The sequence below is a fragment of the Shewanella polaris genome (genome assembly GCF_006385555.1).
Classification (GTDB): Bacteria; Pseudomonadota; Gammaproteobacteria; order Enterobacterales; family Shewanellaceae; genus Shewanella; species Shewanella polaris.
The window spans coordinates 867,170-879,796 of record NZ_CP041036.1 but is presented as its reverse complement, the minus strand read 5'-3'; the positions used below and the strand labels follow the sequence as shown (position 1 = coordinate 879,796).

Genomic DNA, 12,627 nt, shown 5'->3' with positions numbered 1-12,627 from the left:
AATTCTATCATTTTAAATTTTTTAGCTCTTAGCTACAAATACCAATCAAATAATTTTGCAGTTCTGTGGCCAATGTTCGATTTATGGAGCTTGTATTTAAAATCAGCTTTAGACATCATATTCTTGTTCAATTTATGATTAAATATCACCAAAAGATTAATGGCTTAAGAAAATGGTAAATACCAATGAATAATAACAAATCACCTAGCTATATTGCTGATGCTGCGGTATTAGTTATTGAACCCGATCTTAACGCTTGGAAAAAACTTGACCCTATTCTAAGGCTATACTTTGGTTTTGTTAAGCATACCAAAACAGCTGAGCAGGCCAAGGTGAGTTTTCGACGGTTTCATTTCAACTTAATCATTATAGACTCGACATTATTAAAAGAGTTTTGGCAGGCTTTAACAGATAACAAACAACAACTAGACACTCTCCATACCGTACATTCAAATACTAGAGATGATATTGCTGAATTGTGTTTTCCACTTAACTTTATATTAATGAGCAGGTCTAATGAACCAGAGTTAATCATTGAAGCCATGCGCATGGGAGCATGTGACTTTTTAGCTAAACCATTGCTTAACAAAGATGTTGATCAAGCCATTAATCAATGGCAATTACGCTTATCCCGTAAAAAATTTGCAGTTATTAGCGACAATAGTAATACACAGCATTCATTATTTATTGGAGAAAGCGAAATAGTCCAAAACATCAGGCAAAACTTATATGAAATCAGCCTTAGTCATCATCATTTGCTTATTGAAGGAGAAGCAGGCACTGGAAAAAAACTCGTAGTTAAACAGTTACAACTCTTTTCGACATCGCAAAGCCAGATAATAAATATTGATTGTCGTGATCCATCCCAAATAGATTGGCATCAACTTACAAACCGTTGTACACAAATCAAACTACACAGTTATTTAGTCATAACTCATATTAATTTGCTTTCAATAGCAGAACAAACCCAATTATTACACCTTTTAAATAGTCCTATATTTCAAAATAACTCACTTTTACGCATTATTAGCTTAAGCCAATTATCATTATTAAATCTGGTAGAAAATAAGATATTTTTAAGCGATCTTTATTATCGAATAGCTGTGGTTAATATTAGTCTTCCCTCACTGTGTCAGCACCCTGAAGATATTGTCACATTAGTAAAGTTTTTCACTAATAACTTATTAAGAACTATGGAAAACAACTATGACGAAATTCTGTCTCGTTTTCAAGCTTGGCAAACAGCAGACTTTTTAAGTCTTACTGAACACAATTGGCCAAATAATGCGCAAGAACTTAAAAATACTGTAGAAAAATGTCTGATACAGAACATCACACCTCAACATTATTTTATGCAAACTCAACAAAAAGAGTTGGAGCGAACGCATGATGAGCATGACTTCCCTATTGAATGGAGCCTCAAGAAAATTGAAAAGGCCCATATCCTTCGAGTCATGAATATTTACCAAGGTAATAGAATATTAACCGCAGAACACCTAGGCGTTGCTCGTAAAACCATTGACAGAAAATTAAAAGAGTGGAAACAAGATTGATCAATGTTCACTCTGAATTACTAGGTCAACTTACTTCTCCCTCCTGATAACTGCTAATCATCTTTGCCTCGGCTTTCAAAAAAGGACAATTTGTCCTTTTTTGCATTTCCATTTTCCATTTGCTGGAATTTTGCTGCCTTGGTTGTAATTCTAATTGGTCAATCTTGAATTGTAACAATGCCATCGTGACAATACGCACATTTATATCGGTCTTAATATAGAGACGGCTTATAACCCCGCAATGGGCATTCCGGTCCTTTATACCGATGTTGAAACCCGAAATATAAATGATGCTAATAACGCCCTTTAAAATGTAGCTGAATAAAGTTTCTACAGGCAGATGTTAATCAATATTGAACAAATGGGATCTATGATGACTAGAACAAAAAAAACCAAAATCGCTATTGCTGTTTGCAGCTTACTGGCCTGCCAAATAGCAATCGCCAGTGATGAAAGTGATGTATTTTCTTTAGGTGAAATCGTAGTATCAGAGCAAGCTGGTGTTAGGGATATAGCGATTCACAATACTATGACGCAAGCCCAGATTGAATTGGTCGGAGCTAAGACTGCGGCTGAAGCATTAGATTATATACCAGGAGTACATACTGCCCAGTCAAGTAAAGGGGAGAAGTATATAACCATTCAAGGTTTTGAACAGGATAAAATCCTAGTGCTTCTTGATGGTGTACCATATTACGAAACTAATTACGGTCAATTAGATTTAAACCAAATCTCAGCGAGTATTATAGCAAAAATTGAAGTAACCAAGGGCGCATCTTCAGTACTATACGGTCCTAACGGTATGGGCGGCGTAGTTAATATCATTACCAAAAAAGGCCAAGAAGGGATCAGCGGAGATTTAGAGGCATCTATTGGACAAATGGGACAAAATAATGAATCGGCATCAATAAGTTTAGGTAAAAATGGCTTTAGTCTATTTGCCACTGTCGATCATCGTGGACGAGACTCCATGAGAATGTCTAACGACTATGAACCTGTACTTTCAGATGTAAAAGATAAGTATGGCGACTTACCTAAACAAATGATTGTTGAAGATGGTGACAAGCGTGAAAACTCATCTTATGACTCTACTAATATCTGGGTACGTGGCGGATATGCTAACGAAAACAGTGAAATTTTTGCCAGTGTTTTTAATCTAGATACCGAACGAGACCTTCCTTACAATACCCGCAATAACAAAGTCTTCAGTGATTTCAGTAGTTTTGCAAACATTTCTGAATATAAAGATACTGGGATAGATTTAAGTGGTCTGCATCGTATTAATGATTCACTAACCCTGCGAGCTTTAGCTTATTACCATACTCATGACGATTCTTATGATTCTTACGATACACCAAAAAAAGCAGTTAAATTAGCGGTTAGCCATTGGAGTGATTATACAGGTGGTGGTGCATTATTTGCTGACATGGGACTAGCTGATTGGAACAATTTAAGTTTATCTGTTAATTATAAAAATGACGTCCATAAGAAGGAAAATACAGCTTATATTGATCCAGATGAATCTTATGGCTATGAACGTTCGGAATTAGATACAGTTAGTTTTGCAGCTGAAGATACAATGACTTTCGGAGCTCTTAATGTTGTTGCTGGGATTGCATGGCATAAACAAACGGTTATTGAAAATAGTGGCATCGATGCTGATAGTGAAAATGATGACTCAGATACTTTTGACCCCAGCTTAGGCGCAAGCTATACCTTTGATAGTGCAGGAATGGTTTACGGTTCTATCGCGCAAAAAACTCGTTTTGCTACATTCTCGGAGATGTATGATGATACCGGAGCCCGTCATGACCTTAAACCTGAACGCAGTACCAGTTATGCATTTGGTTGGAAAAATAACTTTAACAATAGCTGGTTAAACAATATTGATATTGGCGCTTTTTATCATGATATTAGCGATAAAATTGTGGCTGTTTACCTCCCAGACCCAACAGATCCAGACTGGGATCTTGAGGTTAATCAAAATGTGGGCACATCTAAATTTTACGGTATAGAATTCAGCACGCTAAGCCAGTTATCAGAAAATATCAATTTATCACTCGATTACAGTTACACCCACGCCCGCAATGAAAGTGAAGATCGTGAATCTGACTACTTCCGTGATATCCCTAAAAACTCATTGACTGCGATGTTAAATTGGCATCAACCCACATTAGATATTGATAGTAATTTACGTGTTCGTTACCGTACGGATATTTTAATTGATGTTGATTCTGATGAATGGGAAAGCGATACATTAACTATTGATATGGGTGTTAAGAAAGCCTTTACACCGCAATTCTCAGCTTATGTAAATCTAAATAACATTCTAGACGAATCGCACTACGAAGGATATGGCCAACCAAATGAAGGCCGTTCTTATGAAGTCGGCGTTAAGTATAGTTTCTAAGGATGATGAATGCCTAACATACTATTCAGTATTGTAGCCATTCTACTTTGTGGTCTTTCAAGTGTATCGGCAGCGCCGATACACTTGATTGATCAACAAGGCCGAGAAGTGGTATTACAAAAGCCCGCTGAGCGAATAGTCTCAACCTTTACCCCAGCTAATTTATTTTCCTTAAGTTTAGGACTTGCAGATAAATTAGTAGGAATTGGTGGCATGACTAAAAACTCACCGTTTATCAATAAGCAACTAGGCAATCGTGAACTTTCGGTTGTTGGTAGTCGTTCAGCTGGCACCAGTTTAGAAACCATCATTGCGTTAAATCCAGACTTAGTTTTAGTCTTTGGCAAAAAAGACGGTTATCGATTAGCAGACCGATTAACCTCATTAGGTATCGCCTGTTTAATCATCCAACCAGAAACGTTCTCAGAAGCTCAACAGGTGCTTGATTTGCTGGCCAAAGCAACAGGTACTCAAGATAAAGCTGCGCAAATTGCCGCTGAAAATAAAAGGTTAGAAAACATTATCAACACTGGACTTACTGCTTTAACTAAAGAGCAGCGCCTACGTGCGTATTATGTCAATAGCTCAGATTTATACCGCACCGCAAGTGAAAAAATGTTCCAACACCAATTAATGACTATAGCTGGTGTCGATAATGTCGCTAAAAATATTCCAGGGTTTTACCCTAAAGTGAATGTAGAACAGCTATTAATTTGGCAACCACAAATTTTAGTTAGGGAATCTAATGACTCTTCCAAGGTTGACGAGCAACTGGCTCAATCTTTAGTGTCCCCATTAAGCAAATTGCCACAAATAATGTTACCTAAAGGGAGCTTTTGGGATATGCCATCGCCAATGGCAATGGCTGGAGCACTTTACATTGCGGTAAATGCTTATCCAGAACAGTTTAAAAATGTTGATGTAAACGCAGAGATTGCTCGTTTCTATCAAGTTGCTTTTGGTGATGAATGCTTATCGCCTTTACAAAGTATGTCTACATGCTTGTAAGCAATAAACATAAACTACGCCCTATTCAATGGGCTGTTATTGCAATCATTATTGTATTGATTGGGTTAACTGCCGGCCGGTTTTCAATTAATCCTAGTGACTTAGTTAGCGCCATTAAGAAACTGCCATCTATATTGAGTGATTTAATCATGACAGGGCAAATTTCTGAAGAGTTAACCCAACAAGAACGCATCATTTTACTTATTCGCTTCCCACGATTACTCACCGCATTAATTGTAGGTGCCGGCCTTGCTGTTTCTGGAGCAGTCTACCAAGGAGTATTTCGTAATCCGTTAGTTTCGCCTGATATTCTAGGAGTCGCTTCTGGCTGTATGTTCGGTGCAGCAATGGGCCTTATTATGCCTGGCAGTAGTTGGATTACAGTTCAAGTACTCGCTTTTGTATGTGGGTTATCAGCCGCTTGTGTTGCTATGTTTATGGCCAAAAAGTTTGGCAGTAATAGCATATTGTTGATGTTAATGACCGGCATTATTATAGGTTCGATATTCGGTTCTGGTTTAACCATGCTAAAAGCACTGGCCGACCCCTACGGGGAATTACCGGCTATTGTCTTTTGGTTAATGGGATCCTTGTCTGCAAGTAGCTGGAGTACAGTCGCTCAACTGGCTATTCCTGTCGTGCTTGGCTATGGCCTAATTCACTCTTTACGTTATCGTTTGAATGTACTGTGTTTAGGTGATCAACAAAGCCGAAGTTTAGGCGTTGAACCTGAAAAACTACGTTTGGTATTGATTGTTATTAGTTCTTTCATCGTGGCATCTTGCGTTGCAACCGTTGGCCAAGTTGCATGGATTGGGTTAGTTGTTCCGCACATGGTTCGCACTTTTACTGGTGCTAATAATATGCGCGTAATCCCTCTGTCCACCGCTATTGGCGCTATTTTTCTACTGTTAGCCGACAGTGTAGCAAGATCAAGTTTCACCATGGAGATCCCCATTGGGATTGTAACCTCCTTAGTCGGCGCCCCTTTATTTGCTTTCTTACTATTCCGTTTTCGCCAAGGAGGGACTTACTAATGCTAAAAGCATCAGGTATTAGTTTCGCTATTGGAGATAAGCTTTTATTAGACAATGTCAGTTTTGAGCTCAAACCCGGTGAGTTTTTAGCCATTTTGGGCGCTAATGGTGCAGGTAAAACCACATTAATGAATTGTTTATGCGGGTTAACTCATCCAAGTAATGGCTGCATATCGTTAAATCAACGTCCATTAAGTGAAATGTCTCGTGCAGACATAGCCATGCAAATGGCACTGGTTCCTCAACAACAAGAAACTGCTTTTGCGTTTACCGCATTAGAAATGGTGGTGATGGGGCGAACACCATTTATTTCTACTTTTGAGTCGCCATCAGATCAAGATGTTATTGATGCAAAAAACATCATGCAATTATTAGATGTAGAAGGATTGGCTAAAAGTGATTACAACCGCCTGTCTGGTGGTGAGCGCCAGTTGGTTTTATTAGCAAGAGCATTATTCCAAAGTAATCGTTTATTGTTGCTTGACGAACCGACAAACCACCTTGATTTCCGCCATCGTTACCAAATTTTGACTCAAGTTAAGCGCAGTTGTATTGAATTTAACACTGCTGTTATTGCCATTTTACACGACCCAAATCTTGCCCAACTTTATGCAGATAAAGTGTTGCTGCTAGAAGATGGCAAGGTACTCAATTATGGCGAACGAGATATTGTCATGACGAGTCAAAATATTAGCCGCCTTTATGGCGTTGCCGCGACTAGCTATCAAGTTGCGGATAAAGAGTTTTTTATTCCACAAAATGTATTGGGTCAACATCCCAGCAAGGTTTTGATTATTACCGGTGAAAGTGGCAGTGGCAAAACAACGGCACTAACCGAATTGATTCAACAATGTCATATAAACCACATCCCTCTAGCAGGAATACTCTGCCCAGGAGTGATGAAAGAAGGACAAAGATTCAGCAGCGATATTATTGATATTGCAACCAATGAACGTTGCTTGTTCGGTCACCGTACAGGTGTGCTTGATAATAAAACCAACACTCGATTTTCTTTTACCGAGCAAGGGATGGCATTAGGGATAAAAGCATTAACACCAAAAAGTATCCACAAAAAATCGGTCTGTATCATAGATGAGATTGGTCCAATGGAACTAAATGGACAAGGATTCGGCCACCAAATAGCCCCATTATTAGCCATGAATCAAAGTCGACACATTTGGGTGGTTCGGCCTAATTTAGTCGATCAGGTTTGCCGACATTGGTCCTTAAATAAGCCTCAAATCGTCAATATTAAAGATACTGATGTACTGAACAAATTAATGCGATTTGTGAATAATAATGAGCACTATACCAAGGCCTAATGACGACCGTTAACAAGAGAATGAATAATATGAGTGAAACAAGTCTAAGGTCTATTGGTACCGCTAGCAAAATGAGATTATCGGTACGATTAGCTAATGTGGCTTTACTTGGTTTAGCTGTATTTATATTAATCTTAATTAATAACAACAGCTTACTATTCCCCGCTAGCAGTGAAATTATTTATTTGGTCGCAACAGCCTTGATATGTATGTTGTCGGTTGTTTTTTTGAATCTACAAACTCGCGCCCAAATAAATTATGTTTTTTTCTTATGTGCGACGGCACTTGCAATGTTGTTATACAGCCAAATGCTTATCCCGCCTAAAGAGAGTAGCGCCATGCTGACCTCGGTTTGGGCTCAGTTATTTTTTTTATCACGACCATTAGCGCTAGGCTTAGCCATCGCAGGATGTTTGGGGTACCTAATACAAGCTTTACGCAGTGATGCCAATTTAGAAAGCCATAGTCACTTGTTAGGTTTATTTGCTGGAACAGCCTATTTAGGCGGTGAAATCGCCGGCAGTTATTGGGCATTTATCGGTTGGGGACGCAGTTGGAGTTGGAGCGGTCACTTTTTCTTATCGGCATTAACTTACCTGCTATTTATATTGGTATTTCATATACCTAAAGCGTGGTTTTCAAATGCTAGCGCACTCTGCATGGGAAAAGCCGTTGTATTGGGCTTTATTAGCCTGTTGATGTTGGGATACCTACTATTATGAAGATGAATTGGTTATATTCAATGCGCTTAGCATTTGTCTTATTAGTCCTTGTCTCTTTGTGGTTTGCTGCAGGCATGGCTGTTAGTGAACAAGAGTCATCGAGGCAAGTGTTTAAATTATTGAATGATTTACCCATGTCTCAATGGTTACAACCGTTAACAACAGCCCCAATTGTAGCCGTATGGCTCATTGGCTTAGTCGCATTAATGGTTATGTTGGGTGTTAACACAGCTTTGTGTTCTTGGCGCGATTTATGGCCGACTTGGCGCCGTAAACGTTGGCATAGCCCACGCATTATGATGCTGCCCATACATGTACTTACTCTATTGGTATTTTTATTTCATGGTATCGATTTGGTGTTCATTCATGGGCACGATAGCGCGGTGTTACATCAAGGCCAACGTTTCTCCAGTGGCAATTATCAAATACAACTCACAAATGTAGACTATCAAGATGATGTTTCACTCATTAAAGAAGATGAAACAGGTAAAAGCCCAGCAGGTAGAATTACTCGCCGCAGCGTAGAGCAATTTGACCCTCGTAAAAATAGTGCACATTTTATTGTTGATGATGGGCACAAAAAAGTCAGTGGTGATGCCGGATTTATGCGCCAATTCAGAGTGGATGATTTATACCTCACAGTAACTGATTTTAGCATTCCTTATCAAAAGGATAATCTTGGGGTGCAAGTCAAAGTTGTTGCCGTGCATAACCCATTAGTAAACTACTTTTTTGCTTGTTATGGATTATTGTTATTAAGCCTATTCATTCAAGGATTTGTATTTTGGCGTCGTTCGTATAAAAAAGGAACTCGATGATGACAAGTCGAATCAAATTAAATGGCTTATTAACTTGTTGTTTGTTGTTAACTAGCAACATAGTAACTGCGAACGACAATAAACAGGTTAACGAAAAACCTGTCGTTAATAATTTAGCCGAACAATGGACTGATAAAATAAAACAACCCATTCAGCAATCAGTTCAATTAGGGCAAGAAGCAGCTGATTGGCAACAACAGAAAATGCATTCTTTATCTCAACAGCAGCAAAGTTTAGGCGAATTATATTGGACAGAATACCAATTACAGAAAAAACAAAAAAATTTACAGTCACTACAAATGGAAATAAATCAGTTACAACAAGACATTGATACGATTAATGTTCTAAAGCAACAACTTGAACCCCAACTTGAGGTTTGGTATGCCATGTTAGAACAACAAGTGTTCTCTGATTTACCGTTTGACTTTGATGAGCGTAAACGACGTTTAGCGTTTTTACGTAGTGCGATGGATAAAAGTGAATTGCCATTGGCTGAACGCTTTAGACGTTTATTGGATGTGGTAAGCATTGAAGTTGCCTACGGATATGGTCAGCAAGTAAACCAAGATGTGATCGTAATCGATGAAAAACCAATGCAAGTTAATTTACTACGTTTAGGTCGCCTAGCTTGGTTTTACATGACACCAGATGAACAACAATTTGGTTGGTTTGATCGTCAAACTCGCCAATGGAATACCATACCACTCAATGAACAAGGCGATTTAAGGTTGGCAATGGCGATTACAATGAATAAGCAAATTGCCGAAATCGTCAATATACCATTAGGAGTGCAAAGATAATGAAAGCAATATTTATCATTTTATTCCTATGTGCATCAACGTTAATGAATATGCAAAATGCTATTGCTTTGGAAAAAGATAAAGTCACACAACAGAGTGACAAGTACAAAATAATTGATCAAGCAGTAAACACCCATGCAAACAATCTCAACCAACAAAACCAACAGTGGCGCGCTCGCCTGAAACAAGAAATATCTGAAGTAAAAAATAATCAACAAAACTTAGATAAGCGCTTGGATGATAAAAAACAAAAGCTTGCTGTTATTAATCAAAAACTAGCAACGTTAAGCAAACAAAAAAATACATTAACCGATGATTATCAAAGCATTGTTGATGATATGAAACTAGTCCAAGGTGCATACCAAAAAACAATACGCAGCTTATCGCAACAATGGCAACTAAGTCCGACCCAGCTAATTGAGCCGCAAAGACGTCAATCACTGGAAAAAGCGCAATCTCATCCTGGCTTTCCTGACATGGCCCGCTTAAATGCGTTAATAACCTATGCTGTTGACGATATGAAGATGACCGCTAAAGTATCAAAATCTCATACAGCTATTAGCTTTGAAGACGGCCACGTAAGTGAAGAAAACCTTAGCATTATTGGTGGATTAATGGCAGTTAGTGAAAGCAAGAAGCCACAATTAATTATGTTTACCGATAAATTACCAACGGCAATTACCCCCAATAATTCGACAATCAGTAACAACATCAACCAGTGGTTAACTAATCAAACTCAATTACTGCCGCTTGATTTAAGCCAAGGGCGGATGCTGCCAAGTTTGGCTGATAAACAAACCTTTATTGATTGGGTAAAAAAAGGAGGAGAAGTGCTCTGGCCTATCCTTATTTTAGCCTTGATCGGTGTAATCATTGCCCTATGGCGAGCAATTGTGTTGTTTAGGTGGCGACCGTTAGCCCATTTAATCGACGAAGATAACCTAGCAAGTACTGACTTAACTTTGATTAAACAGCAATTGTTAAAGGCTTCCCGTATACCTGCTGCATTGGTATTAGCAAACTCAATGGTAATCAATTCAAGTGTTGAATCTATGGACCTCAGACTTAAACAACTTATGCTAAAGCAAATGTCCAAGTTTGAACGAGGTTTAGGTTTTATAGCATTACTGGCTGCGATGGCGCCTATGTTAGGCCTGCTAGGTACGGTATCGGGGATGATTGAAACCTTCCAGTCGCTCACCGAATTTGGTAACAGCGATCCTAAATTATTATCACAAGGTATCAGTAAAGCATTAATAACCACTCAAGCAGGCTTACTGGTTGCACTACCGTTACTATTACTTCATTACCCATTGAAACGCCGTGCACAAGCTCTTAGCTTGAATATGGAACAACAAGCGGCTTTGTTGCTAGCACTGTATATTGAATCTGGTGATAAACATGACAATCAATAATATTATTTATTCCATTAGTCAGTTTGAACATTCTATCCTCGCGTTTATAGACATGGGCGGATTAGTAATGTGGCCACTTTTTGCCTGTTGCTTATGGATGTTATGGTTGGCAAGCCAGATCATATTTAAGTCATATGATTTATCTTATATCCGCACGACAACGCAAACTTGTCCAGACTGGCTTAATCATAGACTGGATTCAATTGCATTAAGAAAAGCGTATCAACAACAATACTTTGATCTTCAAGGCGTAAAACTTTTATCCATGGTCGCACCGCTTTTAGGGTTACTCGGTACCGTTAGCGGAATGATAGCCATGTTTACTGCTGGTGCAGACTACGGTTTTCATGACCCTGCGGTGATTTCTGCGGGAATATCCATGGCAATGGTCACCACTCAAACAGGACTTTTTATTGGGTTAAGTGGAGCGTTATTAGCATTTTTCTGGCAAAGAAAATTGAATAAAATTCAAAGGATTGATCTTGTAAGAGGCTACCATGCTGAGTGATCGTTTTAGGCAAGATAAAGACCCAGAAATCAACATGACTCCCATGCTCGATGTGGTATTCATTCTACTTATTTTCTTTATTGTATCGACCAATTTTGTTCAACAATCTGCAGTTGAAATACACCGTCCATACGCCAGCACCGCAACACGTGTTGATGGTAGCCCTATCATAGTGACATTAGATACCACTGGAAGGGTCTACTTTGAATCTAAAGAAATTGATATCTATTATTTGCCCGGCAAATTACAGCAAATCGTCACCCAAACACCCAAAATAAAATTATTGATTGTTGCTGATACCAACTGTCCAACTGGGGTGACCATAAAAGTACTCGATATAGCAAAAAAAGCAGGCATCAGCTATAGCTCTGTGGCCTCAGAGAGTGACTAATGAAACAAAAGCCGCATTATAAAATGACGATTGTGAGTATCCGATTATTATTATCAATTGGATTGACTATTTTGCTTTGTTTTTATCTGCCCAACTATTTAAACCACAAACCTTCGCAACGATTAATAAATAACAAGCCTATCACTCTGGCAATAGCGTTGCCTGAAGTCGAAAAACAAAAATTATCGAAAATAGAAAGCGTTGAAGTAAGACATACTGCAGCAAAAGTCGCTCCACCACTCACCATGAACTTACCAATTATGGCGGGAGTTGCAGATACGCCGGTACATCAACCTATTTTTGTCGCACCATCAATAGATAGCACTCCCCTACCCAGTCTAGGCCCAATGACGATGGGGATTAAAGATGTCGACCAACCGCCTGAATTACTGAAATATATTCAACCCCAAATGCCTATTGCAGGACGAAAATATAAAGACGGTGGCAAAGTACTATTACGATTGATAGTTGAGGCGAATGGATTGGTAAGCCAAGTAAACATATTAGAATCTAATCCTGAAAAAGTATTTGATGATTCAGCAACCCAAGCCGCGCGAAAATGGCGCTTTAAACCCGCAATATTGTCTGGCGAGGCCGTTAAGGTGTTTGTTGATGTACCCATTAACTTTAAGGTCAATTAATT

General features: G+C 38.8%; 12 protein-coding genes. All 12 read left to right on the top strand.

The annotated features are described in order from the left end of the window. Nucleotides 1–185: 185 nt before the first annotated feature. The 12 genes from FH971_RS03750 to FH971_RS03695 all read left to right on the top strand — a co-directional run bounded on the left by FH971_RS03750 (nt 186) and on the right by FH971_RS03695 (nt 12,625). Nucleotides 186–1,553: a sigma-54-dependent transcriptional regulator gene (locus tag FH971_RS03750; protein WP_140233415.1), complete on the top strand. Its 1,368-nt coding sequence runs from the start codon at nt 186–188 to the stop codon at nt 1,551–1,553. A 370-nt stretch (nt 1,554–1,923) separates the two neighbouring features. Then, a complete protein-coding gene (locus FH971_RS03745; RefSeq protein ID WP_240778436.1) occupies nt 1,924–3,963 on the top strand; it encodes a TonB-dependent receptor in 2,040 nt (679 codons plus the stop codon). 9 nt (nt 3,964–3,972) lie between these two features. Continuing rightward, nucleotides 3,973–4,971, top strand: a complete 999-nt coding sequence (locus FH971_RS03740) for an ABC transporter substrate-binding protein (RefSeq protein WP_140233414.1) — start codon at nt 3,973–3,975, stop codon at nt 4,969–4,971. Continuing rightward, the gene (locus FH971_RS03735) at nt 4,962–6,008 is read left to right on the top strand and encodes a FecCD family ABC transporter permease (protein ID WP_137222734.1); all 1,047 of its coding nucleotides are present in this window, start codon (nt 4,962–4,964) and stop codon (nt 6,006–6,008) included. Before FH971_RS03740 ends, FH971_RS03735 begins: the two co-directional genes overlap by 10 nt. Further along, entirely contained in the window at nt 6,008–7,330 is a 1,323-nt protein-coding gene (locus tag FH971_RS03730; protein ID WP_140233413.1) for an ATP-binding cassette domain-containing protein, read from the top strand. The genes FH971_RS03735 and FH971_RS03730 overlap by 1 nt, the downstream gene beginning before the upstream one ends. Before the next feature lie 29 nt (nt 7,331–7,359). After that, nucleotides 7,360–8,052, top strand: a complete 693-nt coding sequence (locus FH971_RS03725) for a hypothetical protein (protein ID WP_140233412.1) — start codon at nt 7,360–7,362, stop codon at nt 8,050–8,052. Continuing rightward, entirely contained in the window at nt 8,049–8,870 is an 822-nt protein-coding gene (locus FH971_RS03720) for a hypothetical protein (protein ID WP_140233411.1), read from the top strand. Before FH971_RS03725 ends, FH971_RS03720 begins: the two co-directional genes overlap by 4 nt. Next, on the top strand, nt 8,867–9,670 hold the full coding sequence (locus FH971_RS03715; protein WP_240778435.1) for a DUF3450 family protein: 804 nt from the start codon (nt 8,867–8,869) through the stop codon (nt 9,668–9,670). The genes FH971_RS03720 and FH971_RS03715 overlap by 4 nt, the downstream gene beginning before the upstream one ends. Next, nucleotides 9,670–11,085 (top strand): MotA/TolQ/ExbB proton channel family protein, encoded by a 1,416-nt coding sequence (locus tag FH971_RS03710; RefSeq protein WP_140233410.1) that lies wholly within the window; start codon nt 9,670–9,672, stop codon nt 11,083–11,085. Before FH971_RS03715 ends, FH971_RS03710 begins: the two co-directional genes overlap by 1 nt. Beyond that, the gene (locus FH971_RS03705; protein WP_137222744.1) at nt 11,072–11,593 is read left to right on the top strand and encodes a MotA/TolQ/ExbB proton channel family protein; all 522 of its coding nucleotides are present in this window, start codon (nt 11,072–11,074) and stop codon (nt 11,591–11,593) included. Before FH971_RS03710 ends, FH971_RS03705 begins: the two co-directional genes overlap by 14 nt. Continuing rightward, the gene (locus tag FH971_RS03700) at nt 11,583–11,984 is read left to right on the top strand and encodes an ExbD/TolR family protein (protein ID WP_137222746.1); all 402 of its coding nucleotides are present in this window, start codon (nt 11,583–11,585) and stop codon (nt 11,982–11,984) included. The genes FH971_RS03705 and FH971_RS03700 overlap by 11 nt, the downstream gene beginning before the upstream one ends. Then, nucleotides 11,984–12,625 carry an energy transducer TonB gene (locus tag FH971_RS03695; RefSeq protein WP_137222748.1) on the top strand — a complete coding sequence of 214 codons (642 nt, stop codon included), beginning with the start codon at nt 11,984–11,986 and terminating at the stop codon, nt 12,623–12,625. The genes FH971_RS03700 and FH971_RS03695 overlap by 1 nt, the downstream gene beginning before the upstream one ends. The last annotated feature ends 2 nt before the right edge of the window (nt 12,626–12,627 follow it).